Here is a 26,663-nt window from a genome sequence, read left to right as displayed (position 1 = left end):
AGTCTATGCGAGCTGCAGCCGGCCTCGGGTCAGACGGTTTCTGCAGTCTTGCGCTCTGCCTGAACCACCAGCCACAGACCGCCGATCACGCCGAGCAGACCCAGCACGGACCACCAGGCCGGTCGCTCGCCCACCACCAGCAGCGACAGCGCAAAGGCGGTGATCGGTTCGGCCTTGCTCAGGGCCACGCCGGTCGCGGCAGACATGCCGCGCAGGCCCACGGAAAACAGCAGATAGGCAAAGCCCGTGGCGACCATGCCCAGATAGATCACCACGGCCCAGCCTTCGGCGCTGATCTGCAGCGGCCCGCCCAGCCAGGCCGAAACGGGCAGCGACAGCAGGGCCGCACAGGCAAAGACCCAGGCATTGACCGTGGCCACACGCGATTGCATCACCAGGGCCTGATTGACCAGGGCGTAGGCGGCGTAGGACAGACCGGCGAGCAGGCACAGGGCCATGCCCGCCCATGGCAGATGCTGTCTGTCGCTGGCGGCCAGCGCCATGACAATGCCTCCGCCCACGCCGGTGCAGGTGCCCAGCCACCATTGAGGGCTGGGCATGCGCTTTTGCACCACGGCCTGCATCAGACCGGCCCAGATGGGGCCGCTGCCTATGGCCAGCGCCGTACCCAGGGCCACGCCGCTGGCTTTGACTCCGGCAAAGAAGCTGAGGTTGTAGATGGCCATGCAGAGGCCGCAGAACAGCACCCGAGCCCAGCGCATGGGCTGGCGCGCATGGCCTCGGTCCAGCAGCAGCGCCAGCGCGCCAAAGAACAGTGCGGCCATGACCATGCGCAGGCCACCCACCCAGTAGGGCGAGAGCTGTGCAGGCGCGAAATGCTGCGCCGTGCCCGTGGTGCCCCAAAGCATGGCGGCGGCCAGCACCAGGCCGACAGGACCCAAAGCGCTGCGGGACGATGAGGAAGAGATGACGGAAGTGGCAGACATGAGTGAGCCATCATGCGCGGGCCCTGGCCGTCCATCTGTCGAGAAACGCTTGAAGTGAGCGCGTCCGGCTCAGCGTGGCTCACGCAGCTGACGCGATGTCACGCCGCGTTCGCGCCGTAAAGCATAGGCCAGGGCGCTTGCCGAGGCGTAGCCGCAGCGCAGGGCGGTCGCTTCGAGTGCCGTCCCCTGTTTGAGCTGCCGCATGGCAGCATCCAGACGCAGGCCACGCAGCCAGTCCTGCGGGGTGCGGTCCGTCAGCTCTACAAAACGGGCATGGAACTGGGCCACGCTCAGGTGCATCAAGCCCGCCAGTCTGGCCGTGGGCCAGCTTTCGTGCAAGGCGGCCTGGACCTGCTGCTGCAGCCGCAGCAGATCCAGTCCGCGCCGCTGCAGCAAGGTGGGAGCCTGTAGCACCAGCGCCATTTGAGCGGCGGCCGACAGGCTTGACTGAGGAAAGCGCAGCGCCGGGGGTACGGCAAAGCGGCGCAGCTTGTCCAGCCCCTGGGCCATGGGCGCATCGATCACCAGTACCTGGGTTTGCGGCGCAGCCAGATAACCATGGTCGGCCCCTGCGGGGATGACCATACCGCAGGCGCTGTCTACAAAGCTGGGTCTGCCGGCCACCTCCAGTTCCATGCGGCCCTGCAGCGCAAACAGGATCTGGGCATGGTCGTGGGCATGGGCCTGATGCTCGCCGCTGTAGCTGCGCACCGATGCCTGTGCCTGGTCAAGCACAGGGCGCGGGGATGCGGTGTCACGGCTCATGGGTCAATCCTGCTTACAGAAAGAGACTGCGGTCGGGGCAATGGTAGCGTCCGGCTACTGGCGCGGGCAACCGATAATGCCCTCTGCCTCAGAGAATCAGACCATGACCGAGTCGTCCCAAACAAGCAGCAAGCCCTCTTCCGCAGACGTCGCCATCAAGCCCAAGCGCAGCTGGAGCCAGGCCTTCAAGGTCTACGCCCAGCCCGCCAGCCTGCGCATGCTGGCCCTGGGCTTTTCGGCTGGCCTGCCCTTGCTGCTTGTGCTGGGCACCCTGAGCTTCTGGCTGCGCGAGGCCGATATCGACCGCACGACGATCGGATTCCTGAGCTGGGTGGGTCTGGCCTATGCCTTCAAATGGGTGTGGTCCCCGCTGGTGGATCGTCTGCCCCTGCCGGCGCTGACGCGGATGCTGGGCCGTCGCCGCAGCTGGCTGCTGTTTTCGCAGCTGCTGATCGTGGCTGGCCTGCTCGGCATGTCGTTCATGGACCCCAAGCAATCCCTTCACCCCTTGGTGTGGTGCGCTGTGCTGGTGGCTTTCGGCTCGGCCACGCAGGATATTGCGCTTGATGCCTATCGCATAGAGTCCGCCAAGCTCGACGATCAGGCGGCCCTGGCGGCCACCTACCAGACCGGTTATCGCCTGGCCATGATCTGGGCCGGAGCCGGCGTTCTGTGGGTGGCGGCACAGGTGCAAGGGGATGTGCAGGGCTATATGGTGCAAGCCTGGCATGTGGCCTATACGGCCATGGCGGCAAGCATGCTGGTGGGCATGATCACGGTGCTGCTCTCGCCCGAGCCTGAAACCCGTCCCATGGCACCGGCGCGCAATGCCGCCGAATGGATCAAGGGCGCACTGATTGCGCCGTTTGCCGACTTCATCGGCCGCTACCGGTGGCAGGCGCTGCTGCTGCTGGCGCTGATCGGCCTGTATCGCGTCAGCGACGTGGTGATGGGCATCATGGCCAACCCGTTCTATGTGGACATGGGCTACACCAAGGAAGAGGTGGCCGCCGTGACCAAGGTGTTCGGCGTCATCATGACACTGCTGGGCGGCTTCGTGGGCGGCATCATGGCCGTGCGCTGGGGCGTGATGCGTGTGCTGATGCTGGGGGCCGTGCTGTCGGCCTGCACCAATATGCTGTTTGCCTGGCTGGCCACGCGCGGCCATGACGTCGCGGCGCTGGTCTGGGTGGTCAGCGCCGACAATCTCGCCGGGGGGATCGCCTCGGCAGCCTTTATCGCCTATCTCTCGGGCCTGACCAATGTGCAGTACTCGGCCACGCAATATGCACTGTTCAGCTCCATGATGCTGCTGGCACCCAAGTGGCTGGCGGGCTTCTCGGGGGTGTTTGTCGATACTTATGGTTACGAGGCGTTCTTCCACACCACGGCGCTGATGGGCTTCCCCGTGCTGTTGCTGATTTTCCTGGCATCAAGAGTGAAAGTAGGCTCTAGCACTTGATGGGAAAGCGCTGTTAGCTATTGTTTTTTGGAGCGCGCAGCGTTTACCGAACTTTACGCGCCAGACAAGAGCAGATCATCTGCGTGCTGCAGCATGGTGCCGTGAAGAAATATCGAGGCGCGAGCATGACTACACTGCCCCCTATGAGCACGCACCAACTTCTGATGATTGAGGACGACGTTCGCCTGGCGCAAATGGTGAGCGATTATCTGGGCAATAACGGCCTGGAAGTGACCCATATGGCCGACGGCAAGAGCGGCCTGGAACAGCTGCAGCCCAGCGATGGCGGCTCGGTCGAGCTGCCCGACCTGGTGATCCTGGACCTGATGCTGCCCGATATGGACGGCCTTGAAGTCTGCCGCCGCATACGTTCCATGCCCGGTGCTCCCGCACAGGTCCCGGTGCTGATGCTGACCGCCAAGGGCGATCCCATGGACCGCATCATCGGCCTGGAGCTGGGAGCCGACGACTATCTGCCCAAGCCTTTCGAGCCGCGCGAGCTGCTGGCCCGCATTCGCGCCATCCTGCGCCGCAAAGGTGGCGAGAGCCAGGCGGCGCCCGCGAATGCCGTCATGCGCTTCGGCAGCCTGGAAATCGATCGTGATGCCCGTACCGTGTCGGTGGGCGAGCAGCAGGCCGATCTCACGTCCTACCAGTTCGATCTGCTGGTGGCGCTGGCCGAGCGCGCCGGTCGCGTGCTGACGCGCGACCAGATCATGGAAGCCGTGAGGGGGCGCGAGCTGGAGGCCTTCGATCGTTCGATCGACGTGCACATGGGGCGCATTCGCGCCGCGATAGAGGCCGACCCCAAGGCTCCCAAGCGCATTCTCACGGTGCGCGGTGTGGGCTATGTTTTTGCCAAGCAACAAGACTGATGAAGCTGCTGCGTGTCTTCTCTCAGCGCCTGTATCTGCGCATCTGGCTGGCCGTGGTGGTCGGTGTGGCCGTGCTCACGCTGTGCGTGGCCTGGGCCTGGAATATTGCCGAGGAACAGCGCGCGCAGAACAGTACTACACCGCCCTCGCGCGAGATGGTGCTCAAAGGCCCCGAGGGCGAGGTGTTGGTGGAGGGGCGTGGCAACCGCATCTCCGGCTCACCCGTAGATGGCGTGCGTTTTGAAATTGCCGCCAGGGACGGGCAGGTCTATGAGCTGTGGATGGCGCCGCGCGAGTGGCGTGAGGGTCGCCCTCCACCGCGTGATGGTGCCGTCGCCTTCTGGCTGCGGCCACCGTTCGGCTTTCTGTGGATGCTGGGCCTGGTCGGCGTGGCGGTGGTTGTGGGCGTGTTCCCCATCATTCGCCGCTTGCTCAAGCGTCTGGAAAACCTGCAGCGCGGCGTCAAGCGCTTCGGCGAGGGCGACCTGTCGGTGCGCGTACCCGAGCATGGTCATGATGAGGTAGCGGATCTGGCCCATCAGTTCAATGCCGCTGCCGCGCGCATCGAGACCTTGATGACCTCTCACAAGTCTCTGCTGGCCAATGCCTCGCATGAGCTGCGTTCGCCGCTGACGCGCATCCGCATGGGCCTGGAGTTCATGGGCGACGACCCGGCCAGTGCACGTGCCAAGGCCGAGATCCAGCGCAATATTGGCGAGTTGGACCAACTGGTCGACGAGATCCTGCTGGCCAGCCGGCTGGACTCGAGCGAGGTTGATGTGGGCACGGTGGAGTCGGTCGATCTGATCGGTCTGGCGGCCGAGGAATGCGCGCGCATCGATGCCGATCTGGAGATGCAGACCGATGGTCCGCTGGAGGTGCAAGGTATCGCGAAACTGTTGCGCCGTGCCGTGCGCAATCTGCTGGAGAACGCGCGCCGCTACAGCGAGGGCGAGATCACGCTGTCCCTGTCCAGGCAGGACGGCATGGCCGTGATTCGTGTCGAGGACCACGGCCCCGGCGTTCCCCAGGCTCAGCGTGAGCGAATCTTCGAGAAGTTCTATCGTCTGCCTGGCGCCAGCGAGAGATCCGGCGGTGTTGGCCTGGGCCTGTCACTGGTGCGCTCGATTGCCGAGCGGCACGGTGGCACGGTGCACTGCGAGGCACGCAAGGACGGCCGTAGCGGTGCGAGCTTTGTGATCTGTCTGCCGCTGGTCTGATCCGGCTCCCCCCCAAAAAAAGCCCCGCAGATTTCGTCCTGCGGGGCTTTTTGTTTCAGCGTGGCTGCTGGGCGGGTCAGCCTATGGAGACATAGCCCAGGCCATGGCTGGCTCCTAGATCTTGCGGCACCCAAGAGTCACAAATACATCAGCTTCACACGCGATAAAAAGATCGATACCAATCCACAAAATGCTGCACGCCGGTGGCCATGGGCATGGCTGGCGAGAAGCCGACCCAGGCTTGCAGGGCTCGTGTGTCCGCCGAAGTGCTGTGCATGTCTCCGGGCTGTATGGGCAGCATCTGCTTGCGAGCGGTAATTTGCAGGGCGCCCTCCAAGGCGGCGATGTAGTCCATCAGCACGGTGGGCGCGTTGTTGCCGATATTGAAGATGCGATAGGGCGCGGTGCTGGTGCCAGGGTTGGGGTTCTGGCTGTCATAGCTGGCGTCGGGCGTGGCGGGCTTGTCCAGCACGCGCATGACGCCCTCGACGATATCGTCGATATAGGTGAAGTCGCGCACCAGTTGGCCTTCGCCATAGACATCGATGCTCTCGCCCGCCAGCATGGCCTTGGTGAACTTGAACAAGGCCATGTCGGGGCGGCCCCAGGGACCGTATACCGTGAAAAAGCGCAGGCCTGTGGTGGGAATGCCGTACAGGTGCGCATAGCTATGGGCCATCAGCTCATTGGCCTTCTTGGTGGCTGCGTAGTAGCTGATGGGATGGTCCACCGCATCGCTTTCGGCAAACGGCATCTTGGTGTTGCCACCATAGACGCTGGAGCTGCTGGCATAGACCAGATGCTCGACCTGGTACTTGCGGCAGCCTTGCAGGACATTACCAAAGCCCAGCAGATTCGAGTCGGTGTAGTCGTCGGGCTGATCGATGGAGTAGCGCACACCGGCTTGTGCGGCCAGATGCAGAACTTTGCTGGGAGCTACCTCGGTAAACAGCTCGGCCATGCCTTGCCGGTTCGCCAGATCGAGTTCCACAAAGCGGAAGTGGGCATGTGGGCGCAACTCGGCAAGGCGGGCATGCTTGAGGGCCACGTCGTAGTAGTTGTTGAGGTTGTCGATGCCAACCACGGGCACGCCTTGCTCAAGCAATCGCTTGGCGCAATGCATGCCGATAAAGCCGGCACAGCCGGTGATCAGAACGGGATTCATGGGGCAATCCAGAGATATTGGTATTGCGCAGGTGTTGCGCTGGCAGGCATTTTCTCGAAAGGCATGCTCAGTGTCTGTAGCGCGGTTTTTGTCTGGGTGGTGAAGATGCCGTCCCACCAGCCCGCGACGGGTTTGTCGGCGCGTGTGATCAACAGCAGACCGCCTGCGGTATCGGCGCCGGCCTGAGACAGGCACTGCCCCAGCTGTGCACCGTCGGAGCAGCCCAGGGCGTAGGTTTGCGGGAACTGCGAATGCAGCATGGCCGCCATCATATGGTCCGAGCCGACGATGACGCCCTTGCCGTCATAACCGGCCTTGCGCAGTTCCTGGGCCAGTGTCTTGATCGGATGGTTGAGCTCGTCGGGATCGTTCTTGCGGCCGCCCTGCCAGGGGCGCAGCGTGGCCATGATCAGAAAGATCAGGGCAAAGACGATGACGAAGACGGTGAGCATGCGGCCCACACCCTGTTCCAGCAGTGCAGGGCGCCAGACATACAGGGCCAAGGGTGCAACAGCCGTCAGAGGCAGCATCCAGCGCTGCTTGAAGTCCGTGACATCGGCTGCCAGCACCATGCCCAGCAGGCAGACGGCAATGATGAGCAGGTAGTTGCGCAGCAAAGGCCTGGCCCATTCCTGGCTGGGCAAAGACGCGTCGGTGCCGGGCTTCCAGAGTCTGGAGCGATAGCTGAGCAAGGTGGCAATCAGCCACAGGCCCAGGGTGGCAAGCAGGGCCTTGAGCAGATTGCCCAGACCTTTGAGATGCGAAGCCTCGGTGGAGATGGACATCTTCTGTACGGTCTCGGTGGTTGCCATGCCCCAGTGCGAGGCCAGCCAGAAGGCATGGGGAGCAAACACCAGCAAGCCCACCAACGGAGCCAGCCACCAGCCCCTGGCGAAGATGGCGCGACGTACCTGCGTTACCGTCATGGAGGCCACGAACAAGGCGCCAATGAGCATGGCATAGCTGTATTTGGACAGCATGCCCAGGCCGCAGAAGAGGCCGATCCATACAAAATTGACGGCCTGCGGCTTTTGAACCTGGCGCAGTACCGACCACCACAAGCCCATGGTCATGGCCGTCACCATCACCGTATGGGTCTGGTCACGCAGCGAGTCCCAGCCGAAAGGCGGCATCAGCAGCAGACCGGCGGCCACCCACCAAGCGCCTTTGCGATCGAGCAACTCCCGGCCCGCCAGCCAGGCCAGGCAATAGGTCAGGGCGATCAGCAGATGTTTGAGCAGGGCCAGTGCCAGCACCGAGGGGCCGAAAATCTGGCAGACCGCCCATTGCATCCAGGTATACAGAGGCGGCTGCGGGCCATAACCCAGATGCAATTGCTGGGCCCAGAGAATCTGTTCGGACTCATCCCATTTCATGCCCGCAGAAATGCTGATGCGGGAAACGATATGGGCACAAACTAAAAGAGCCAGCCATATCCATGGCTTGGCATATAGGGCTTGCTGCCAGTCGGGGCGAATAGAAGTCGAGGAGTTTGATGCCATAGGATTTGGCGAGTGCACATGTTTTGATAGTGCGCACTTACGATTGCGCTTGGCTTTGCAGGCCAAACAATGGGCCTGGCGCAAATGGCACCTAGGGTATTCAGTTAGTATAGGTGACTGTTATCCAAAATCATTGAGCATGACGTCCGTGCACGATTCCAATCCCGAAGTTTCCATCGTTGTTCCTGTTTATAACGAGTTCGATAATCTGCCTGACCTGGTGGCCCGCATTGACGAGGCCATGCGCACCCAGCCGCTGAGCTACGAACTGATTGCAGTGGACGATGGTTCGACGGATGGCAGTGCCAAGCGTCTGCGCGAGCTGGCCGAGCAGCATCCTTGGGTGCGTGCCGTCTGTCTGGTGCGCAACTACGGCCAGTCCAGTGCCCTGCAGGCCGGCTTTGACCGCGTGCGCGGCCGTTATGTGGTCACCCTGGATGCCGACCTGCAAAACGAACCCGGCGATATTCCGCTGCTGCTGGAGCGTCTGGAAAACGACCCCGATGTGGACATGATCTCGGGCTGGCGCAAGAACCGCCAGGACAAGGCGCTGTCGCGCCGTCTGCCCTCGGTGCTGGCCAACCGCCTGATTTCCAAATTCACCAATGTGCAGCTGCATGACTACGGCTGTGCATTGAAGGCCTATCGCCGCGAAATCATCGACCGCATTCGCCTCTATGGCGAAATGCACCGTTTCATTCCCTCGCTGGCGCGCGATGCCGGCGCGCGCATCACGGAGATTCCGGTGCGCCACCATGCACGCACGCGCGGTGTCTCCAAGTACGGCATAGATCGCACTTTCCGGGTGATTCTGGATCTGATCTTCATTGTCTTCTTCATGCGCTTTCGCCAGCGCCCGCTGCATGCCTTCGGCGGCATGGGACTGTGGATGGCCACGCCTGGCGTGCTGATTCTGCTGTGGCTGCTGGCGCAGAAGATCATGGGCGAATCGATTGGAGGCCGCCCCCTGTTGATGGCAGGGGTCATGCTGGTGCTGATGGGCATGCAGTTCATCGCGGCAGGTCTGATCGGCGAGCTGCTGACGCGTATCTATTACGAGTCGGGCAGCGGTCTTCAGTACTACGCCAAGGATTACGGCTCCGTCGAGTACAGGGCCGAAGACAAGGCTGCGAAAACCGAGACCACGCTCCTGTGAGCAAGACGCGTAAGGCGTTTGTCCGGGCCCTGATGGGCATTGCTTTGTTGGCCGCCGTTGTCTATTTCGCCAACCCCGTTCAGCTCTGGGGCCGGCTGCAGCAGGCCAACCCCTGGTGGCTGCTGGGAGGCTTCGGGATTTCCATTGCCTCCAACGTCGTCTCGGCATGGCGCTGGCGTGCCATGGCGCGGTGGCTGGGGGCCCAGATGCCGGTGGCCTCAAGCATGCGCTGGTACTTTCAGGCCATTGGCCTGAATGTGTTGCTGCCTGGCGCTGTCGTGGGCGGTGATGTCTATCGCGCGATTGCGCTGCAGAAGACCGGGCAGGCCAAGGCGGCCAGCAATCTCTCGGTGATTCTGGATAGGGTCAGCGGTCTGTGGATGCTGTGCGCGATCGGCGGTTTGGGTGCGGTGGCTTGCGCTTCCACGTTGGCCCCCTGGATACACCTGAATACCGCTCTCTTCATCACGCTGCTGCTTGCCGTCACCGTGATCTGGCTGCTGCTGCCCTGGGCTTTGCTGCAAGGTCTGCGCAGCAACTGGTTCAAGCTGCCCGGCGCTTGGCTGGAGCCTGTGCGCATGGCGGCCGACAGCCCCGACTTTCTGTCCCAGCTTTGGCTGCAAGCCGCATCCTCGGCCCTGGTGCAATTGCTGTCCGCCGCAGCGCTGGCTTGTGGCGCCATGGCTCTGGGCCTGCATTTGCCGCCAGCTGCCTGGGGCTTCGTCATCGCCCCTATATTCCTGATGGCGGCGCTGCCTGTGAGTGTGGGAGGCTGGGGCACCCGTGAAGCCGCAGCCGTTGCGGCGCTGGCTCCGTTCGGCGTGCCTGCGGTTCTGGCCGTCGGAGTCGGCCTTTTGTATGGTGTCTTTGCCTTGGGCCAGGGGGCTCTGGGAGCCCTGGCCCTGGGCTTGCCGGGCAGGGCTCAGGACTGAGCCGATGTGGGAGCCCGGGCTTCCAGTCTGCAGATACCGCCCCAGAGCACGGCCAGGCTGAAGATGTAGAACATGTTGCCGCTGTTGTGCGCGAAGAATACCTGGGTCCAGCCAAAGCCGAAGTAGGCCAGCGGCAGCAGGGTGGCTGCTGCACGCAGAGCCAGCAGCCTGGGGCGCTGATTCGCATCGGCACGTGCCAGACGGCGCGGCGTGGGCCAGAAAATGGCGGCAGGCACGGCATAGAACGCCAGCAGCAGGATCAGACCCGGCAGCCCACGCTTGACCCACATGTCCAGGATTTCATTGTGCGCATGCCCATACTCCATGACCGAGGGGTGGGCCAGGCCTTGATCGACCATCTGCTTCTTGGCCGCAGGGTAGCCGGCCAGTCCCCAGCCACTGAAGGGGCGCTGTTCAATCAGATGAATCGCAAGCCGCCATTGCTCCAGGCGCTGGCCGACCGAGGTCACCGCATATTTCTGGGGATCCTGCAGATACTGTGAGACTTCTCGGGCGGCTTCGGCGCTGCGTTGCTCCAGCTTTTGGTAGGCAGGCACTGCCACGATCAGCCCCAGCATGAGCATTGCTGCCGCAGCCATGCTGGCCAGACGCTTGTAGCCATTGAGCCAGGCCATCAGCCAGATGGCCACGATCAGCAGCGGTATCACGACCCAGGAGCCGCGAGAGTCGGAAAGAAAGGACGCAAAGACACCGCAGGCACCCAGCAGGCCCAGGGCAGCAGCCCGGGACTTGCTCCAGCGGCCCAGCACGGCCAGCGACAAGGTGGCAAAACCCAGGTACATGGCGATGCCGCCATACTGGATGGCGTTGGTAAAGCCGGATACACGCGGCATCTTGAGCACGCCGGCCTGGTACACGGCAATGGCCAGGGCGCCCGCGCAGCCCAGGGCCAGGCCCCAGACAATGGCCGAGAGCCGGACACCTGATTTGCTCAGATACCAGAGGCTGAGAGCGGCCAACGCATATTTCGCGCCGTAGCCCCAGCCTGCCGCCGAGAACAAGCGATCAAAGGACAGGCTCCAGAGCAGTCCCAGCACCAGCATCAGCCCCACCAGCACCAAGGTTTCACGCCGAGCAGGGCCTTTGGGGCGCGCGGCGACGGAACCGGCCAGAGCCAGAAGAGCCAGGGCCGTGGATCCGTAGGAGTAGCCCGAAGGCACGCAAAGGCTCAGTGCAAAGAATGCAAAGCAGGCGGCATCCAGTGCATGAGCAAGGGCAGTCGCCCGCTTGCCGGGCTGGCCGGGTTGAGGCGCGACGGATGTAGGCACATTCATAGTTGTAATCGGGTTCTTCTGCGAGGCAATGGGCTTCAACCTACACTGCAGGTCTTGTGTTCGGTGCAGAAGTGTATGTCGTCATTACCCATTGTCTTTATCAATTTGTCCAAGGACGCGGAGCGCCGTGAGCGCATGACTGCCCAGTTCGCGCAAATGGGACTGGTGGCATCGCGCTTGCCTGCCGTGTGGTGGGCGGATCTGCCCGAGGCCGAGCAAAGACATTACTTCTGTGCGCCTCAAAGCCATGGTCGCTACTTCAAACCCTTGAGCAACGGAGAGAAGGGCTGCTACGCCAGCCATCTGCGGTCATGGCAGCAGCTATTGGATGGCGATGCGCCTGCCATGGTGGTCTTCGAGGACGATGTGCGGCTTCTGCCGGATTTGCCCAAGGCGTTGGCGGCGGTCGAAGCCCTGCCAGCCGATGGCAGCTGGGACATGATCAAGCTCTACGGGCGCGAGCCGGAAAAGATAGCCAACCAAGGGCCGCTGGTAGAAGGGTCTTTGCAGCTGATCTCCTATCAGCGGGTGCCTAGCTTTGCCGCTGGTTACGTCATCAGCCGCTCCGGTGCCCGCAAGATGCTGGAGGCGCGTGTTCCCTTCGACCGGCCGGTGGATGTGGATATCCGCTTCTGGTTTGAAAACGACCTGCGCGTTTACGGTGTCTATCCCTCGGTCATTGCCCTGGACGACACCAGTGAGGTCAGCAGCATCTGGGCCCAGCAGGCGGCACCGACGAGCCGCCTGCAGAAAATGCGCAAATTCAAGATGAAGCTGGCATTGAACTGGGGCAATTTCCGGGCTGCAAAACCTCAGGTCTCGGCGGTGCTCAAGCCTTGACCGGCAGCAGCCCTTGATATTGGCCCCACATCTGCTCGCGCCCATAGTGGCTGAGTGCATGAGCACGCGCTGCCGAGCCCAGGCGCTCGGCCAGGGCCGGATCCTGGAGCAGTCTTTGCAGCGCGTCCGCCATGGAGCCGGGGTCTGACTCCTTCACCCGCAGGCCGTTCACCTCGGGGGTGACGACTTCCCGGGCTCCGATGACGTCGGAGACGACGCAGGCACAGCCTGCTGCCATGCCCTCCACCAGGGCCAGAGGCATGCCTTCCCAATGTGTCGCCAGAACAAAGATCTGCGTCCTGGACAGTCGCTGAGGCAGGTCCGAGACATTGCCCAGGAAGCGAACCTGCTGCTCAAGTCCCAGTTCGGCCACCAGCCGCTCGGCTCTGGCCCTGAGCGAACTCTTGCCTGCGCCCGCCAGATAGAGTGTGGGCGTCAGGCCGCGTTGCCTGAGAGCGGCCATGGCCCTGATCAGCGTGTCGTGATCCTTCTGGCGCGCAAAGCGTGAGGCCATATAGATGGCCGGCTCGCGCTCCTGCCAGAGCTGGGGCATGGCATCTTGAGCAAAGCGCGTCAGGTCGATGCCGTTGCAGATGGCAATGCATTTTTCGGCCGGAAAACCACGTTCGACCAGACTGGTCCTGACGCCTTCGGAGACGCCGATATGGGCCTGGGTGAACGGCTCCAGCGCCAAGGCCTGGCGCAGACGACGCGGCGTGTAGCGCTCACGCGAGTTGTGTTCCACATGAAAGATATGCGCCACCCCCTCGGCCGCAGCCGCGCGGCGGCCCCAGATATGGTCGCTGAAACCATGGGCGAACATCGCATCGGGCTTGAACTCGCGAATGATCTTGCGCAGCTCCCAGACGGTGAGAGCATGCAGCCAGTTGGACACCACGACGACCTGAAGGCCTTGCTGGCGCAGGGCGTCGATCTTGCGTGCATCCGTGCTGGGCTTGCGGCGCAGCACCAGCAGAACTTCATAGCCTTGCGTGCGCAGCGCGGCTAGGCTCAGGTCCACGGCGACCTGGGTGGCGCCGGAGAATCCTCCGGTCACGAAATGAAGAATACGGACCGGTGTTGTGCCCTTGGTACAGGGCTGGGCAAAGGGGGTTGAATTCATGGTTCTGATAGACAATCTGCGCGAATCATTTTGTGTTTATTGTTTCTTATTGTTTGTCGGTGCCATGACCCGCATTCCTGCTCATTTATTCAAAAGCGCATTAAAGCTGGTGCAGCCCCGGACGCTGAAATCTTCAGCAAGCTACGGCAGTGCGGCACCGTTGGTTGTCGAAGGCGGGGTGCTGGGCTCGGCGCCGACATTGGCCGTGCCGCAGAGTGTCCAGATTCCCAAGAAGCTGTGGACCTACTGGAACCACCCTCAGCCTGATTCGTTTGTGCGCGAATGCATCCAGAGCTGGCATTTGCAGTGTCCGGATTATGAGGTATGCCTTGTGCATCCAGGCAATCTGGCCCAGTACGTGGAGCAAGGGTCTTTGCCTGCCCAGTTCCATGAGCTGCATCCCACCAAGCAGTCCGACTGGCTGCGCCTGTACCTCGTGGCCCTGCATGGGGGCTTCTGGCTGGATGCCAGCACCTTGCTGACGCGCTCGCTGAGCTGGATGCAGGCAGTTGCCGACTCCAGGACGGAGTTTGTGGGCTTCTATCTTGAAAAATTCACCACTCAGGTGAGGTCGCCTGTCATTGAAAGCTGGGCATTTGGCGCTTTGGCCGGCTCTGATTTCATCGTCGCCTGGCAGCGGGAATTCCATCAGGCCCTGATTGTCGAGGGAACCGAGGCCTATCTGCAGCGGCTTCAGGCCCGGTCAGACTGGGCCGGTATCCGGCAAAACATCGGCGATCCCCATTACCTGCTGATCCACGTCACGGCACAGCAGGTGCTGCACCAAAGACAATATTCACGCATGGCATTGTTCAAGGCCGAGGATTCTGCCTATTACTACCACCATGCTTTGCGCTGGAAATGGTATTTGCTATATCCCCAACTGTGCCGGGTTCAGGGGCCGAAGATCAGTGCACCCATCGTCAAGCTCAGAGGCGGGGAGAGGCGGCATTTTTCGGAAATGTTCAAAGCGCACGGCGGGGCCGTGCCGGGCAGTACCTGGCATAGGGCCCTCAATCCCGAGGCATAAAAAAAGAGGCTCCTGGCGGGAGCCTCTTTCATGAGCAGTGGCTGCTTCAATGCCCGCCGGCAAACACCTCGCCGGCCTTGAGGCGGTAGGTCGTGCCGCAATAAGGGCACTTGGCGTCGCCGGTCTTGGCAACATCCAGGTAGACCTTGGGGTGGCTATTCCACAGCTTCATATCGGCCTTGGGGCTGGGGCAGAACACACCACCCTGAGCATTCAGGTCTTTGGCGGCCAGTTCGACGACGGCGTTCGTGGTCATTTCTCGTGTCTTTCGTGTTTTCAAAAATGAAGCATGGCCGGCAATGCGGGCGCAACTGAGGTCAGAAGCACCGAGCAAGGGCCATCCCTGAGCGACGATATGGGGCCCCCCCAGGGGGACGCGGAAAAGTCGCTCAGGGGAATTCACACTCTGGTGAGCCAGTGTGCGTATTTGGGGTTGCGGCCGTTGACGATGTCAAAGTAGGCCGTCTGGATTTTCTCGGTAATCGGGCCACGGCGGCCTTCGCCGATCTGTACGCGGTCCACTTCGCGGATGGGCGTGACTTCCGCGGCGGTGCCGGTGAAGAACAGCTCGTCCGAGATATACAACTCGTCACGGGTGATGCGCTTTTGCACCACTTCCAGGCCGAGGTCCTTGCAGATGTGCAGCACGGTGTTGCGGGTGATGCCGTTGAGTGCGCCGGCGGACAGGTCGGGGGTGTAGATCACGCCGTCCTTGACCACAAAGATGTTCTCGCCCGATCCTTCGGAGACAAAGCCCGAGGCGTCCAGCAGGATGGCCTCGTCGTAGCCGTCGTCCAGAGCCTCGGTATTGGCCAGGATGGAGTTGGTGTAGTTGCTCACCGCCTTGGCCTGGCTCATGGTGATGTTCACATGGTGGCGGGTGTAGCTGGAAATCTTGGTGCGGATGCCGCGCTGCATGCCTTCCTCGCCCAGATAGGCGCCCCAGGCCCAGGCCGCTACCATCAGGTGGATGGTATTGCCCTTGGGCGAGACACCCAGCTTGCGGTCGCCAATCCAGGTCAGCGGGCGCAGATAGCAGGATTTGAGGCCGTTGGCCCTGACCACCTCGACCTGGGCCTGATTGACCTGTTCCTGGCTGAACGGGATCTGCATGCGCAGGATCTTGGCACTGTTGAACAGGCGCTTGGTGTGCTCTTCAAGGCGGAAGATGGCCGTGCCTTGTTCGGTTTCGTAGGCGCGCACGCCTTCAAAGGCACCGCAGCCATAGTGCAGCGTGTGGGTCAGCACATGGATCTTGGCATCGCGCCACTCCACCAGCTGGCCATCCATCCAGATCTTTCCGTCGCGGTCGGACATCGAGGGAACAACAGGGCTCATAAAACCATCCTCTATGGGTTGTGTGTTCGGCGGGCGCTGCTGCCGGATAGGCGGCAGCGCTTGTCTCCTGAAGCTGCCATTTTAGGGGGAGGTCGGCTCCGATGTCTGGGCTGTTGCTTGCGCAGCAGTCGGGTTCAGGTCTTCCTTGGGTTCGGGGCGCTGCAGCTCCCATTTCATGAGACGGCCGGCGACAAACTCGCAGGTCACATGGGACTGGGTACCGTCGGTCCAGCGGTAGATCTCGGGGCTCTGGCCTTCTTCGGACAGGCGCTGGCCCAGGGAGCGGGTCATGGCCACCACATGGACCAGCGGGACCTTGGGCTTGAGCTTGGCATTGAGCATCACGGCGCTGCCCACATAGCCGATAGGCCGGTCCGACGCCTTCTTCATGATGGTCATCAGGCGCGTGAAGTGCAGCAGCCCCCACATGAGGATGCCGCCTGCCACGGCCGCCACGCCAGGCCAGCCCGCAGAGTTGTAGGCCGCGATCATCAGCACGATCAAGCCCAGGGGAACCAAAATATTGCGCAAATTCATGGGCTTATTGTCTTACGAGGGTATGGGTTTGAGGTTGCGGACAGTGCGTATGCCCGCACAGGCCGCTGTGGCCAAGGGGTTTTCAAAAACAGTAGCTGCATGCGTATTTCAATAAACGATTTCAGATCATTTATTAGCTGATATCGATGACTGAGAAGCACAAGCAGCTATCAAAATACATCAACCAATGCCGCGCACGATGTTGATGGCCTCATCCACGCGCTCCACAGCATGAATGGTCAGGCCGGCGATGGGCTTCTTGGGGGCATTGGCCTTGGGAACTACGGCGATAGTGAATCCTAACTTTGCAGCCTCCTTGAGGCGCTCCTGACCGCGCGGTGCGGGGCGCACCTCGCCGGCCAGACCGACCTCGCCAAACGCGATAAAGCCCTTGGGCAGCGACTTGCTGCGCAGACTGGAAGTGATTGCCAACATCACCGCCAGGTCAGCTGCCGGCTCGTTGATGCGCACGCCACCCACGGCATTGACGAAGACATCCTGGTCGGCGCAGGCCACGCCCGCATGGCGGTTGAGCACGGCCAGCAGCATGGCCAGCCGGTCGCGATCAAGGCCGACCGAGAGGCGACGCGCAGCCGGGCCGCCCTGGTCTACCAGGGCCTGGATTTCCACCAGCATGGGGCGCGTGCCCTCCAGCGTCACCAGCACGCAGCTGCCAGGCACGGGCTCGCTGTGCTGGCTCAGAAAGATGGCGCTGGGGTTGGTTACGCCCTTGAGGCCTTTTTCCGTCATCGCGAAGACGCCGATCTCGTTGACGGCACCGAAGCGGTTCTTGATGGCGCGCACCAGGCGGAAGTTGCTGTGCGTGTCGCCTTCGAAGTAGAGCACCGTGTCCACCATGTGTTCGAGCACGCGCGGGCCGGCCAGCGCGCCGTCCTTGGTCACATGGCCCACCAGAATGATGGTGATGCCCGTGGTCTTGGCCGCACGCGTGAGATGGGCCGCGCATTCGCGCACCTGGGCCACGGAGCCCGGAGCCGAGGAGAGCTGGTCCGAATACACGGTCTGGATCGAGTCGATGACCACCACGGCGGGCTGGGTGGCTTCCACGGTGGCGAGGATTTTCTCGAGCTGGATCTCGGCCAGCACATTGACCTGGCTGTTGTCCAGCCCGAGGCGGCGCGATCGCAGCGCCACCTGGGCGCCGCTTTCCTCGCCCGTCACATAAAGCGTGGGCAGGCCGATACGGTGCAATGCATCCATGGCCTGCAAAAGAAGTGTGGACTTACCTATTCCGGGGTCGCCGCCGATCAGCACCACGCCGCCTTCGACCACGCCGCCGCCCAGCACGCGGTCCAGCTCCTCGATGCCGCTGGGGGTGCGCGCCACATCCTGGGCCTCAATGGCCGACAGCGGGGTGACGGGCTGGGCATTGGCCAGGCCCGCATAGCCCTGGGGCTGGCTCAGGCGGTTCTTGCCGCCCGAGGCGGAGTCGGCCACGGTCTCGACCAGGCTGTTCCAGGCGCCGCAGCCCGGGCATTTGCCCAGCCAGCGTGGGCTGGTGCCGCCACAGGCGTTGCAGGTGAAAGTGGTTTTCTCTTTGGCCATGGGCGGCAACTATACCGACTGGGCCGGATCGCAAATGCTGCCGCCCATGCGGAGCGGGCGACAAATTTCAGAGGCAGTAACCATGAAAAGCGCGCGTTTATATAACTGCTCCGCATGACAGGCCGATTTAGGCTACAATTGCGGCTATCGACACAGCAGCTGCTGTTGAGAAACAAATTACCGCGCGATGGAGCAGTCTGGTAGCTCGTTGGGCTCATAACCCAAAGGTCGGAGGTTCAAATCCTTCTCGCGCAACCAACAAAAAAGCCTTCTGGAAACAGAAGGCTTTTTTCGTTGTGCTCGCACTAAACAGGCACATCCCAACAAAGAGATGCCGAGCAAGTGCCGCCTTGCGGCCGGGTCGCCCCGGCTAAGACATCGCCCCTCCCTTGGCGCGAAGCGTGTGGAGAGAGGGGCGCCCGGCTAGGGGCGCCCGGCCAGGGGAGGGCGCGTAGCCCCTCAGGGGCTGCTTATGGATACAGGCCGCGTGCTTCGCGGGCGTGGAGAATGCGCTTGCAGGCCACGATGAAGGTGGCGGTGCGCAGCGTCACCTTGTGCTCTTGGGCCACGGCCCAGACGCCGGCAAAGGCTTCCTGCATGATGCGCACGAGGCGGGCGTTGATCTCGTCCTCGGTCCAGAAGAAGCTGGAGAAGTCCTGCACCCACTCGAAATAGCTCACGGTCACGCCGCCGGCATTGGCAATCACGTCGGGCAGAACCAGCACGCCTTTTTCGTTGAGGATGTCATCGGCCTCGGGTGTGGTGGGGCCGTTGGCGCCTTCGATCACCAGCTTGGCCTTGATCTGGCCTGCGTTGTCCTTGGTGATCTGGCCTTCCAGCGCCGCGGGGATCAGGATGTCACAATCCACGCCCCAGAAGTCGGCTGCATCCATGGCCTCGGCGCCAGCAAAGCCGCCCACGCCGCCGGTGTTGCCCACATGCTCCAGCAAGGCCGCCACATCCAGGCCGTTGGCGTTGCGGATGGTGCCCGTATGGTCTTGCACGGCCACGACCTTGGCGCCAGCGTCGGCAAACAGCTTGCCTGCCGTACCGCCCACATTGCCGAAGCCCTGCACGGCCACGCGTGCGCCCTGCACATTGAGGCCGGTCAGCTTGGCGGCTTCCACGCCCACGGTGAACACGCCGCGGCCCGTGGCCTCGACGCGACCCAGCGAACCGCCCAGGTCCACGGGCTTGCCCGTGACCACGCCGGTGGCCGTGGCGCCCGTGTTCATGGAGTAGGTGTCCATCATCCAGGCCATGACCTGGCCGTTGGTGTTCACGTCAGGTGCCGGAATGTCCTTGGTGGGGCCGATCAGCAGACCGATTTCGCTGGTGTAGCGGCGTGTCAGGCGCTCCAGTTCGGCCTTGGACAGCTGGCGCGGATCGACGCGGATGCCGCCCTTGGCGCCGCCGTAGGGCACGTTGACGGCTGCATTCTTGATGCTCATCCAGGCCGAGAGGGCCATCACTTCGGACAGTGTCACATCCTGGTGAAAGCGCACACCGCCCTTGCCGGGGCCGCGGCTCAGGTTGTGCTGCACGCGGTAGCCCTCGAAGTGGGCGATGCGGCCATCATCCATCTCGATGGGCACGTCGACGACCAGGATGCGCTTGGGGCGCTTGAGCGTTTCCACCCAGCGGGCCAGCGAGCCCAGATAGGGGGTGACACGGTCGACCTGTTGCAGATAAATGCCCCAGGGACCGAGATGATCGGGGTTGAGGTAGGAGGGCAGAGCATGCGCTGTGGACAGCGCTGAAGAGTCTTTGGCTTGCATGATGTAGGCCTGGTTGACTGAGTGGAGCAAGGTCGTTGTAAGCCCTTGCTGTCCGGGATTCACAGTGTGCGCGCGCCGAATTTTCCTGTCCAAGGCTTCTTGTTTGAGATGCTATGCGTTTTGTGCATAACCATCGGAAAGCCGCTCTGGATGCGGTCCAGGTGCCGGATCAGTGGCGTGGGGACAGGAAATTTGCCATCATTGCCGCCATGTCTGAAAACCAAGATTGCCAAAGCGGCTGGTGCGGCCCTGCACCGTTTGCGAATACCCCGCCCATAGGCCTGGCGCCTGAGCTGCAGACGCAGGACGAGGTACTGCCTGACTGGAAGGCACTGTGGCCCGAATTGCCCGAAGACAGCTATGCCACGGCCGATGCGCTGTGGTGGTCGCGCAAGCTGGGCACGGCTCAGGCGCGTGGCGCCGATGTGGCAGCCCTGATGCGCGACGCCTCTGATGCCCGTGCCGTGCAAAGCGCGCTGGCGCGCAGCTGGAACTGGTGGCCCGCCGATCGCGCGCCGCGCTACTGGAAGTCAGGCGGCCCGGGGCGCAATGCCGCGCTGCTGCATGTGCCGCTGCCCGAGGACGGCATTCGCCAGGGCTTGAATCCGTTACCTGCGCCCGCCACCGTCTTCAATCTGCGCAATGCCGAGGCCGAGATCGCCTTGCGCATAGGCCGGGAGGTGAGCGCAGAGCAGGCCGCTGCCCTCGATTACGACAGCGCGCTGGCGCTGGTGGACGCCGTCTGCGTGGCCGTGGAATGGGTGGATGTGCGCTGGCGCGACGGCACCAAGGCCCCGGCCCTGGCTCTGCTGGCCGACGGCCAGTGCCATGGCGGACTGGCGCTGGGCGAGTGGCAGAGCGCTTCCGTCATCGCCGGCCGTGACTGGGCGCAGCAGCTGTGCACGGTGACCGTGAATGGCGGCTCGCCGCAGCGCTTCACTGGAACGCACAGCCTGGGCGATCCGGCCTGGCTGCTCGTGGACTGGCTGCAGCATGTGGCGCGCGAATACGGCAGCGTGCCTGCCGGCACTGTGGTGACGACGGGGACCTGGTGCGGCTGCATGCCGCTACAGGCCGGCGATCGCTTCGAGATGGAGTTCGACGGCCTGGGCGGACTGGGCTGGCAGTTCTGATCTATTCTGGTGGAATAAAAAAAGGAGCTGCTTCCACTTGTAAATAAACGATTTCAGATGTTTTTCAATCTGAAAATCATTGATAACAGGCGGCAGCAGCTCTTTTTATGGGAGCGAAGCGCGAGCGCTTATGGCCCATTGCCGATGGCTGCGGGCACTGTCCGTGTCACCGGACCTGGATGTGATCCAGCCCTGGTGCGCCGGGCGGATATTTCAGTTCCAGATTGCCCAGCACCTCGCGCAGCACCGTGGCCACCATCAGATTGCGGTGGGTCTTGGAGTCGGCGGGGACAATGGTCCAGGGCGCCCATGGCGTGTGCGTGGCAGCCAGCAGCTGGCCATAGGCCTGCTGGTAGTCGTCCCACTGGGCGCGCACCTTGAGATCGTTCTCGTCGAACTTCCAGTGCTTGCAGGGGTCGTCCAGCCGCTGCTGCAGCCGCTCGCGCTGTTCGTCCTTGCTGATGTGCAGCATGAACTTGACGATCACCGTGCCGGTCTCGCTGAGCATGCGCTCGAAGTCGTTGATCTGCGCATAGCGCTGGGTCTGCTGCTCGGGCGTGAGCCAGCCGTTGACCACGGGCACCAGCACATCCTCGTACTGGCTGCGGTTGAAGAGCACGATCTCGCCCGCCCCCGGCGTCTGCTGGTGGATGCGCCACAGGTAGTCGTGGGACTTCTCCACGTCGGTGGGCGCCTTCCAGCCCACGGAGCGCACGCCCAGCGGCGACATGCGACCGAAGACGGCGCGCAGCGTGCCGTCCTTGCCTGCTGCGTCCATGCCCTGCAGTATGACCAGCAGCTTGAAGCGCCGGTCGGCATAGAACAGGTTCTGCAGCGTGTCCAGCTCCTCGGCCAGGGCTTCGACGCCGGCCTTGTCCTGGGCCTTGCTGCCGCCCGAGAAAGGCTTGGCACCGGGATCGAACCCGGCCAGCTCGCAGCGTCCGGCCTTGACGGCGGCGGCGCCCGGCTGCAGGGCCTTCCAGCGTTCGCGCAGCGCGGCATCGCTGCTGGTGAAGATCGATTGCGGCATGGGCGGCGGCCCTCAATGGAGTGACGAGGCGTCCAGCCTAGCGCATGGCCGGCGGCAGCTCAAGCGGCGGTCGGCCCGCGCGGGCGTGGCACATTCAGTCCATGCGGATGCCGCGCTCGTTGATCAGCCGCGTCCAGCGCTGGCTTTCGGTCTGTAGGTGACGCGCCGCTTCCTCGGGCGTGGAGCCCACGACCTCGGCGCCTATGGCCTGGAAGCGCTCGATCACGTCAGGCTGCTTCATGGCGGCCGCAAAGGTCTGATTGAGCTTCTTCACGATGGCCGGCGGCGTGCCGGCGGGTACGAAGGCGGCGAACCAGGGCGAGACTTCATAGCCCTTGATGCCGGCTTCCTCCATGGTGGGTACGTCGGGCATGCTGGTCGAGCGCTTGGCCGTGGTCACGGCCAGCGCGCGCAGCTTGCCCGACTGGATGTGGGGACGCGCCGAGGTGATGGAGTCGAACATGTAGTTGACCTGGCCGCCCAGCAGGTCGGAGACGGCGGGGCCCGATCCCTTGTAGGGGATGTGCAGCATGTCCACGCCCGCCAGCGAGGTGAAGACTTCGCCGGCCAGGTGAATGGAGGTGCCGTTGCCGGCCGAGGCATAGGTCAGCTTGCCCGGCGCGGCCTTGGCCGCGGCCACCACGTCAGCCACGCTCTTGACCTGGGGCTGGGTGGAGTTGGTGACCAGGATGTTGGGCACCACGGCCAGCACGCCCACGGGCGCGAAGTCCTTGATCGGGTCATAGCTGAGCTTGCGGTACAGCGGCTTGTTGGTGGCCATGCCGATGGAGGTGATCATCAGCGTGTAGCCGTCGGCCGGGGACTTAGCCACGAAGTCGGCGCCGATGTTGCCGCCCGCGCCGGGGCGGTTCTCGATGACGAAGGGCTGACCCAGCGTGCGCGCGGCCTTCTCGCCCAGGGTGCGGGCGATGGCATCCATGGCGCCGCCCGGCGGGAAGGGCACGATCCAGCGAATGGGCTTGCTGGGCCAGTTGGCCTCGGGCGTCTGGGCATGGGCGGCGGAGGCCAGGGCGCTCAGGCCGAGGACGGCGGGCAGGGCGGCGAGGGTGCAGAGAAGGCGGCGTTGCATGGTGGATGTCTCCTGAAGATGAATGTTGTAGTTGGTGCGGTGTCAGCGGGCTGAGGGGGCAGGCGCAGATACGGGGGCGGATGAAGGCGCGGCACCGAGGTCGATGTGCGTGGGTTGCAGGCCCTGGCGCGCGCGGTCGAAGCGGTCGAGCTGGGCAGCATCCACTTCCACGCCCAGGCCGGGGCCGTCGGGCAATTGCAGGGCGAAGTCGGCAATCGGCATGCGCTCGGCCACGATGTCGTCCACCAGCAACTGGGGGCCGAACAGTTCGCAGTTGTGGTGGCGCCCGCCCAGCGTGGCGAATACATGGGCCGAGGCGGCCGAGCCTATCGAGGTCTCGAGCATGGTGCCGCCGTACCAGCCGATGTCGGCGGCCTGGGCGATGGCGGCGACCTGGCGCGTGCGCAGCAGACCGCCGTGCTTGGCGACCTTGAGCGAGAACACGTGGCAGGCCTGCTCGCGCGCCAGGCGCATGGCGTCGTGGGGCGTGCACACGCTCTCATCGGCCATGACCAGGGCTGTGGACGGCAGCGTGGCCGTGAGCTCGCGCAGCGCGGGTACATTCCACTGGGCCACGGGCTGCTCGATGAGGCTGACGCCGGCCTCGATCATGGGCGGCAGAAAGCGCCGTGCGGTGGCACCGTCCCAGGCCTGGTTCACGTCCACCGTCAGCGTGGCGCGGCCCTGCAGGCCGCGCGCGATCTGGCTCACGTGGGCCAGATCGGCCTCGGGCGTTCGGGCACCGATCTTGAGCTTGAAGATGCGGTGGCGGCCCTGGTCCAGGCGCAGCTGGGCCTCGGCCAGGTCGCGTTCCACATCGCCGCTGGCCAGCGTCCAGGCCAGGGGCAGGCTGTCGTGCTGCTTGCCGCCCAGCAGCTGCCACACGGGAACCTGCAGGCTGCGCGCCACGGCGTCGAGCAAGGCCATTTCCACGGCGCTCTTGGCAAAGGCATTGCCGCGGCAGGCCAGGTCCATGCGGGCCAGGCAAGCCTCGATGCGCGCGCCGTCCTGGCCCGCGAGGGCCGGGGCCAGATGGTTGGTGATGGCGTGGTGGATGCTCTCGGGCGACTCCTCGTTCCACGACGGGCCGCCGATGGTGGCTGCCTCGCCGAAGCCCGTGGCGCCGTTGCGCAGCCACAGCTGGACGATGACCGGGCTTTGGCGGTTGATGGCGCCGAACGACAGCTTGTGCGGGCGTATGGTGGGAATGTCCAGGATGCGCGCGGTAATGCGTTCGATGGGGAAGCTGGTGGTCATGGGCAAGAGGCCGTGAGGGCAGAAGGCGTTGGAGCGGGCAGCTGCATGGCTGCGATGCTCGCCAGCGTAAATCCATGAATGCCGTTGATCTACTGAATTATTTTTGAGGTATTGTTCGATAGCATCGATGTGTCTACCTGGAAGCCGCCCATGGAACTGCGCCAGCTGCGCTACTTTGTCGACATTGCCAAGACCGAGCACCTGACGACCTCGGCGCGCAACCTGTTCGTGACCCAGTCCACGCTGTCGCACGGGCTGCGCCAGCTGGAGGAGGAGCTGGGCATGGTGCTGTTCGAGCGCATAGGCCGCGGGCTCAAGCTCTCGCAGGCCGGCGTGGTGTTCCGCAACTATGCCGAGCGCGCACTGCACGAGATCGAGGCCGGGCGCATGGCGCTGGCCGATCTCAGCGAGCTGCAGACCGGCGCCCTTACCCTGGGTGTGATCCCCACCTTTCTCAACACCCTGGTCGCGCCGGCCGTGGCGGCCTTCACGCGCGCCTATCCCAAGGTCAACGTGGTGGTGCGCGAGCTGCTGGCGCCGCCTGTGGAGGCCGGCCTGCTCGACGGCAGCCTGGACCTGGGCGTGAGCTTTCATCCGCCGCAGCGCACCGAACTCGAGGCCCTGCCGCTGTTCGATGAACGCATGATGCTGCTGGTCAATCCCTCGCATGCGCTGGCCGGGCGGCGCACGCTGGCGGTCAAGTCGCTGGTCGGCGTGCCGCTGGCCCTGCTGCCGCGCAGCTTCTACACGCGCGGTCTGATCGACAACAGCCTGCGCGACGCGGGCGTCACGCCCAGCCTGCGTGTGGAAATGGGCTCGGTGGAATCGCTGATCGCGCTGTGCCGCTGGGGCGACATGGCCACCATCGTGCCCGAGCGTGCGGCCCAGCAGGCCAGCGATATGGTGGCCATACATCTGGTGGGCCCGCAGCTGGTGCGCACGGCCGGACTGCTGTGGCGTCGCGGCAGCCATTACAGCGCCGCGGCGCGCGAGTTCGCGGCGCTGCTGGCGCCCGCAGCGCGCGCCAGCCTGGGGCGAGAAGCCTAGTGCCGCGCGCTGGGCTCAGCGGCCCCTGGGCTGCCTACCCATGAGTTCCACAAAGCGCCGCGTGGCCAGACCCTGGGGGCGCTCCTTGGACCAGACCCAGTCCACGAACAAGGTCGTGCCGTTGCTGAGATTGAGCACAGGGATCTCCATCAGCGCGCCGCTGCCGATATGCGATTCCACCAGGCCCTTGGGCAGCCAGCCCCAGGCCAGGCCCGCAGCGATCAACGACAGCGCTGCCTGGTGACTGTCCGTGCGCCAGAGCTGCCGTGCAAACACAAAGCGCGGATCGGTCTGCTGCGGGTCGCGGCTGGCCACCAGAACCTGGCGCGTGGCGGCCAACTGCTCCACCGTGAGCTGCGGCGGTGCAGAGCGGGCCGGGCCATGCTCGGCCAGCGCCTGCTTCCAGGGCTCGAACTGCGGCGACATCACGGCCACCAGCGTCTCGCGGCCCATTTCCTGGAAACCCTCGCGCCCGTCCATGGCGGGCCGCTCGAACACCAGGGCCAGATGGGCGCGGCCCGCATGCAAAAGCTCCAGGGCATCGACCTGGGGCGCCGCGAGCACCTCGATGGGCAGAGCCGGAAATTCATGCACCAGCTGGTTCAGCGGCTCGCTCCAGTGCGTGGCCAGCAGCTCGGGGGCGATGGCTAGCGTTAGCCGCTCTTCCAGCCCTGCGTGCAGGCTCTGGGCCTGCCAGTTCAGCAACTGCAGCTGCTCGGCCAGCAGGCGCGCCTGGGGCTCGAGTGCGCGGGCCGCGGCGCTGGGCACGGGTTCGCGCCCGCTGCGGTCGAACAGCTGCAGATCCAGCTCGGCCTCCAGTTGGGCGATGGCCATGCTGACGGCCGAGGGCACACGCCCCAGCTTGCGTGCAGCCGCCGAGAAGGAGCCGGCATCAAGCACGGCGAGAAACAGTGGGACCTGGTCGGCGCTAAAGGGCATGGTGTCGATCTGTCAGAAAAATTGATAGGAACTGACTTTTATCTTCAATTTCCAGAACATACACTGCGGCCCATGTCTCAACAAGCCTCAGCGATGGCATCCGCTTCTTCCTCTGCCGCGTCTCTCAAAAATACCGCCGCCTTTGCGGCCCCCGCCAAGGCCAAGGGCCTTCAAGGTCCCAAGCGCCGCATCCTCTATGTGGGTCTGTACGAAACCATTGCCATCATCGTCTCCAGCCTGATCTTCATGGCCATCGGCCAGAAGGCCAGTGATTCCGGCGTCATGGCCGTGGCCGCCTCGGTGATCGCGATCTGCTGGAATCTGAGCTTCAACTACCTGTTCGAAAAATGGGAAGCGCGCCAGAGCGTCAAGGGCCGTTCCCTGATGCGCCGCGTGGTGCATGCCATCGGTTTCGAAGGCGGCATCGCCGCCATGCTGATCCCGCTGATGGCCTGGTGGTTCGGCATCTCGCTATGGGAAGCTGCCGTCATGGAAGCCGGCCTGCTGGTGTTCTTCATGGTCTACACCTTTGCCTTCAACTGGGCGTTCGACCGCCTCTTCGGCCTGCCGGCTTCGGCCCAGGCAGTGGCGGCCTGATCCCGGCCTGAGCTGCCTGCGGCGCTTGCCCGGCAAGCG

25 protein-coding genes and 1 tRNA gene are annotated in these 26,663 nt (G+C 63.8%); 11 read left to right on the top strand and 15 right to left on the bottom strand.

Annotated features, from left to right (window positions below):
- Positions 1-29: 29 nt before the first annotated feature.
- Positions 30-902: an EamA family transporter gene (locus F3J24_RS14035; protein ID WP_205244800.1), complete on the bottom strand. Its 873-nt coding sequence runs from the start codon at positions 900-902 to the stop codon at positions 30-32.
- Positions 903-1,016: 114 nt separating this feature from the next.
- On the bottom strand, positions 1,017-1,712 hold the full coding sequence (locus F3J24_RS14030) for an AraC family transcriptional regulator (protein WP_167007387.1): 696 nt from the start codon (positions 1,710-1,712) through the stop codon (positions 1,017-1,019).
- Positions 1,713-1,815: 103 nt separating this feature from the next.
- On the opposite strand from F3J24_RS14030, the gene F3J24_RS14025 reads away from it, so the two are divergent.
- From F3J24_RS14025 to F3J24_RS14015, 3 genes are all read left to right on the top strand, one after another.
- Positions 1,816-3,174, top strand: coding sequence for an MFS transporter (locus tag F3J24_RS14025; RefSeq protein ID WP_167007384.1), 1,359 nt, complete (start codon positions 1,816-1,818; stop codon positions 3,172-3,174).
- Positions 3,175-3,299: 125 nt separating this feature from the next.
- Positions 3,300-4,049, top strand: a complete 750-nt coding sequence (locus F3J24_RS14020; protein ID WP_003059830.1) for a response regulator — start codon at positions 3,300-3,302, stop codon at positions 4,047-4,049.
- Complete coding sequence (locus tag F3J24_RS14015) at positions 4,049-5,269, top strand: ATP-binding protein (protein ID WP_167007381.1); 1,221 nt, start codon at positions 4,049-4,051, stop codon at positions 5,267-5,269. The genes F3J24_RS14020 and F3J24_RS14015 overlap by 1 nt, the downstream gene beginning before the upstream one ends.
- Positions 5,270-5,423: 154 nt before the next feature.
- On the opposite strand, the gene F3J24_RS14010 is transcribed toward F3J24_RS14015, so the two are convergent.
- Both F3J24_RS14010 and F3J24_RS14005 read right to left on the bottom strand, forming a co-directional pair.
- A complete protein-coding gene (locus tag F3J24_RS14010) occupies positions 5,424-6,434 on the bottom strand; it encodes an NAD-dependent epimerase (protein WP_167007378.1) in 1,011 nt (336 codons plus the stop codon).
- Positions 6,431-7,810 (bottom strand): glycosyltransferase family 39 protein, encoded by a 1,380-nt coding sequence (locus tag F3J24_RS14005; protein WP_167007375.1) that lies wholly within the window; start codon positions 7,808-7,810, stop codon positions 6,431-6,433. The genes F3J24_RS14010 and F3J24_RS14005 overlap by 4 nt, the downstream gene beginning before the upstream one ends.
- 265 nt (positions 7,811-8,075) lie before the next feature.
- On the opposite strand from F3J24_RS14005, the gene F3J24_RS14000 reads away from it, so the two are divergent.
- Entirely contained in the window at positions 8,076-9,092 is a 1,017-nt protein-coding gene (locus tag F3J24_RS14000; protein WP_167007372.1) for a glycosyltransferase family 2 protein, read from the top strand.
- Positions 9,093-9,124: 32 nt separating this feature from the next.
- Positions 9,125-10,024: a lysylphosphatidylglycerol synthase transmembrane domain-containing protein gene (locus F3J24_RS13995; RefSeq protein WP_205244799.1), complete on the top strand. Its 900-nt coding sequence runs from the start codon at positions 9,125-9,127 to the stop codon at positions 10,022-10,024.
- Here F3J24_RS13995 and F3J24_RS13990 read toward each other — a convergent pair.
- Positions 10,015-11,319, bottom strand: coding sequence for an O-antigen ligase (locus F3J24_RS13990; protein ID WP_167007366.1), 1,305 nt, complete (start codon positions 11,317-11,319; stop codon positions 10,015-10,017). The two genes, F3J24_RS13995 and F3J24_RS13990, sit on opposite strands and share 10 nt — an antisense overlap.
- A gap of 75 nt (positions 11,320-11,394) precedes the next feature.
- Here F3J24_RS13990 and F3J24_RS13985 point away from each other — a divergent pair, with 75 nt between their 5' ends.
- Positions 11,395-12,159 carry a glycosyltransferase family 25 protein gene (locus F3J24_RS13985; RefSeq protein WP_167007363.1) on the top strand — a complete coding sequence of 255 codons (765 nt, stop codon included), beginning with the start codon at positions 11,395-11,397 and terminating at the stop codon, positions 12,157-12,159.
- On the opposite strand, the gene F3J24_RS13980 is transcribed toward F3J24_RS13985, so the two are convergent.
- Positions 12,149-13,282, bottom strand: coding sequence for a glycosyltransferase (locus F3J24_RS13980; protein ID WP_167007360.1), 1,134 nt, complete (start codon positions 13,280-13,282; stop codon positions 12,149-12,151). The two genes, F3J24_RS13985 and F3J24_RS13980, sit on opposite strands and share 11 nt — an antisense overlap.
- Before the next feature lie 64 nt (positions 13,283-13,346).
- Here F3J24_RS13980 and F3J24_RS13975 point away from each other — a divergent pair, with 64 nt between their 5' ends.
- Positions 13,347-14,312: a glycosyltransferase family 32 protein gene (locus F3J24_RS13975; RefSeq protein ID WP_205244798.1), complete on the top strand. Its 966-nt coding sequence runs from the start codon at positions 13,347-13,349 to the stop codon at positions 14,310-14,312.
- Between the two features lie 46 nt (positions 14,313-14,358).
- Here F3J24_RS13975 and F3J24_RS13970 read toward each other — a convergent pair whose 3' ends face one another.
- The 4 genes from F3J24_RS13970 to radA all read right to left on the bottom strand — a co-directional run bounded on the left by F3J24_RS13970 (position 14,359) and on the right by radA (position 17,753).
- Positions 14,359-14,568, bottom strand: coding sequence for a zinc-finger domain-containing protein (locus tag F3J24_RS13970; RefSeq protein WP_003059801.1), 210 nt, complete (start codon positions 14,566-14,568; stop codon positions 14,359-14,361).
- A gap of 143 nt (positions 14,569-14,711) precedes the next feature.
- On the bottom strand, positions 14,712-15,650 hold the full coding sequence (locus tag F3J24_RS13965; protein WP_167007357.1) for a branched-chain amino acid transaminase: 939 nt from the start codon (positions 15,648-15,650) through the stop codon (positions 14,712-14,714).
- 81 nt (positions 15,651-15,731) lie between these two features.
- Positions 15,732-16,187: a glycerate kinase gene (locus F3J24_RS13960; RefSeq protein WP_167007354.1), complete on the bottom strand. Its 456-nt coding sequence runs from the start codon at positions 16,185-16,187 to the stop codon at positions 15,732-15,734.
- Between the two features lie 180 nt (positions 16,188-16,367).
- Complete coding sequence (gene radA, locus F3J24_RS13955; RefSeq protein ID WP_167007351.1) at positions 16,368-17,753, bottom strand: DNA repair protein RadA; 1,386 nt, start codon at positions 17,751-17,753, stop codon at positions 16,368-16,370.
- Between the two features lie 181 nt (positions 17,754-17,934).
- On the opposite strand from radA, the gene F3J24_RS13950 reads away from it, so the two are divergent.
- A tRNA-Met gene (locus tag F3J24_RS13950) sits at positions 17,935-18,011 on the top strand.
- Positions 18,012-18,223: 212 nt separating this feature from the next.
- Here F3J24_RS13950 and F3J24_RS13945 read toward each other — a convergent pair.
- Entirely contained in the window at positions 18,224-19,531 is a 1,308-nt protein-coding gene (locus tag F3J24_RS13945; RefSeq protein WP_043003323.1) for a Glu/Leu/Phe/Val dehydrogenase, read from the bottom strand.
- A 209-nt stretch (positions 19,532-19,740) separates the two neighbouring features.
- On the opposite strand from F3J24_RS13945, the gene F3J24_RS13940 reads away from it, so the two are divergent.
- Complete coding sequence (locus tag F3J24_RS13940; RefSeq protein ID WP_205244786.1) at positions 19,741-20,664, top strand: fumarylacetoacetate hydrolase family protein; 924 nt, start codon at positions 19,741-19,743, stop codon at positions 20,662-20,664.
- A 166-nt stretch (positions 20,665-20,830) separates the two neighbouring features.
- Here the strand turns inward: F3J24_RS13940 and F3J24_RS13935 are convergent, their stop codons facing one another.
- The 3 genes from F3J24_RS13935 to F3J24_RS13925 form a co-directional block, all read right to left on the bottom strand.
- The gene (locus tag F3J24_RS13935) at positions 20,831-21,694 is read right to left on the bottom strand and encodes a PPK2 family polyphosphate kinase (RefSeq protein ID WP_167007345.1); all 864 of its coding nucleotides are present in this window, start codon (positions 21,692-21,694) and stop codon (positions 20,831-20,833) included.
- 94 nt (positions 21,695-21,788) lie between these two features.
- The gene (locus tag F3J24_RS13930; protein WP_167007342.1) at positions 21,789-22,784 is read right to left on the bottom strand and encodes a tripartite tricarboxylate transporter substrate binding protein; all 996 of its coding nucleotides are present in this window, start codon (positions 22,782-22,784) and stop codon (positions 21,789-21,791) included.
- A gap of 42 nt (positions 22,785-22,826) precedes the next feature.
- Positions 22,827-24,041, bottom strand: coding sequence for a muconate cycloisomerase family protein (locus F3J24_RS13925; RefSeq protein ID WP_167007339.1), 1,215 nt, complete (start codon positions 24,039-24,041; stop codon positions 22,827-22,829).
- 150 nt (positions 24,042-24,191) lie between these two features.
- On the opposite strand from F3J24_RS13925, the gene F3J24_RS13920 reads away from it, so the two are divergent.
- Positions 24,192-25,088, top strand: coding sequence for a LysR substrate-binding domain-containing protein (locus F3J24_RS13920; RefSeq protein WP_167007336.1), 897 nt, complete (start codon positions 24,192-24,194; stop codon positions 25,086-25,088).
- Between the two features lie 15 nt (positions 25,089-25,103).
- On the opposite strand, the gene F3J24_RS13915 is transcribed toward F3J24_RS13920, so the two are convergent.
- The gene (locus tag F3J24_RS13915) at positions 25,104-26,027 is read right to left on the bottom strand and encodes a LysR family transcriptional regulator (protein WP_167007333.1); all 924 of its coding nucleotides are present in this window, start codon (positions 26,025-26,027) and stop codon (positions 25,104-25,106) included.
- A 93-nt stretch (positions 26,028-26,120) separates the two neighbouring features.
- Between F3J24_RS13915 and F3J24_RS13910 the strand changes: the two genes are divergently transcribed.
- Positions 26,121-26,624: a PACE efflux transporter gene (locus tag F3J24_RS13910; RefSeq protein ID WP_167007330.1), complete on the top strand. Its 504-nt coding sequence runs from the start codon at positions 26,121-26,123 to the stop codon at positions 26,622-26,624.
- Positions 26,625-26,663: the final 39 nt, after the last annotated feature.

Origin of the sequence: Comamonas sp. Tr-654, assembly GCF_011752915.1 — a bacterium.
Lineage (GTDB): Bacteria > Pseudomonadota > Gammaproteobacteria > Burkholderiales > Burkholderiaceae_C > Comamonas.
The sequence above is the reverse complement of the archived record's forward strand: the minus strand, read 5'-3'. Positions and strand labels throughout refer to the sequence as shown.

Coding starts and splice junctions, on each gene's coding strand:
- F3J24_RS14030 (WP_167007387.1), bottom strand. CDS start 1,712: ATGAGCCGTGACACCGCATCCCCGCGCCCTGTGCTTGACCAGGCACAG.
- F3J24_RS14025 (WP_167007384.1), top strand. CDS start 1,816: ATGACCGAGTCGTCCCAAACAAGCAGCAAGCCCTCTTCCGCAGACGTC.
- F3J24_RS14020 (WP_003059830.1), top strand. CDS start 3,300: ATGACTACACTGCCCCCTATGAGCACGCACCAACTTCTGATGATTGAG.
- F3J24_RS14015 (WP_167007381.1), top strand. CDS start 4,049: ATGAAGCTGCTGCGTGTCTTCTCTCAGCGCCTGTATCTGCGCATCTGG.
- F3J24_RS14010 (WP_167007378.1), bottom strand. CDS start 6,434: ATGAATCCCGTTCTGATCACCGGCTGTGCCGGCTTTATCGGCATGCAT.
- F3J24_RS14005 (WP_167007375.1), bottom strand. CDS start 7,810: ATGAAATGGGATGAGTCCGAACAGATTCTCTGGGCCCAGCAATTGCAT.
- F3J24_RS14000 (WP_167007372.1), top strand. CDS start 8,076: ATGACGTCCGTGCACGATTCCAATCCCGAAGTTTCCATCGTTGTTCCT.
- F3J24_RS13995 (WP_205244799.1), top strand. CDS start 9,125: ATGGGCATTGCTTTGTTGGCCGCCGTTGTCTATTTCGCCAACCCCGTT.
- F3J24_RS13990 (WP_167007366.1), bottom strand. CDS start 11,319: ATGAATGTGCCTACATCCGTCGCGCCTCAACCCGGCCAGCCCGGCAAG.
- F3J24_RS13985 (WP_167007363.1), top strand. CDS start 11,395: ATGTCGTCATTACCCATTGTCTTTATCAATTTGTCCAAGGACGCGGAG.
- F3J24_RS13980 (WP_167007360.1), bottom strand. CDS start 13,282: ATGAATTCAACCCCCTTTGCCCAGCCCTGTACCAAGGGCACAACACCG.
- F3J24_RS13975 (WP_205244798.1), top strand. CDS start 13,347: ATGACCCGCATTCCTGCTCATTTATTCAAAAGCGCATTAAAGCTGGTG.
- F3J24_RS13970 (WP_003059801.1), bottom strand. CDS start 14,568: ATGACCACGAACGCCGTCGTCGAACTGGCCGCCAAAGACCTGAATGCT.
- F3J24_RS13965 (WP_167007357.1), bottom strand. CDS start 15,650: ATGAGCCCTGTTGTTCCCTCGATGTCCGACCGCGACGGAAAGATCTGG.
- F3J24_RS13960 (WP_167007354.1), bottom strand. CDS start 16,187: ATGAATTTGCGCAATATTTTGGTTCCCCTGGGCTTGATCGTGCTGATG.
- radA (WP_167007351.1), bottom strand. CDS start 17,753: ATGGCCAAAGAGAAAACCACTTTCACCTGCAACGCCTGTGGCGGCACC.
- F3J24_RS13945 (WP_043003323.1), bottom strand. CDS start 19,531: ATGCAAGCCAAAGACTCTTCAGCGCTGTCCACAGCGCATGCTCTGCCC.
- F3J24_RS13940 (WP_205244786.1), top strand. CDS start 19,741: ATGTCTGAAAACCAAGATTGCCAAAGCGGCTGGTGCGGCCCTGCACCG.
- F3J24_RS13935 (WP_167007345.1), bottom strand. CDS start 21,694: ATGCCGCAATCGATCTTCACCAGCAGCGATGCCGCGCTGCGCGAACGC.
- F3J24_RS13930 (WP_167007342.1), bottom strand. CDS start 22,784: ATGCAACGCCGCCTTCTCTGCACCCTCGCCGCCCTGCCCGCCGTCCTC.
- F3J24_RS13925 (WP_167007339.1), bottom strand. CDS start 24,041: ATGACCACCAGCTTCCCCATCGAACGCATTACCGCGCGCATCCTGGAC.
- F3J24_RS13920 (WP_167007336.1), top strand. CDS start 24,192: ATGGAACTGCGCCAGCTGCGCTACTTTGTCGACATTGCCAAGACCGAG.
- F3J24_RS13915 (WP_167007333.1), bottom strand. CDS start 26,027: ATGCCCTTTAGCGCCGACCAGGTCCCACTGTTTCTCGCCGTGCTTGAT.
- F3J24_RS13910 (WP_167007330.1), top strand. CDS start 26,121: ATGGCATCCGCTTCTTCCTCTGCCGCGTCTCTCAAAAATACCGCCGCC.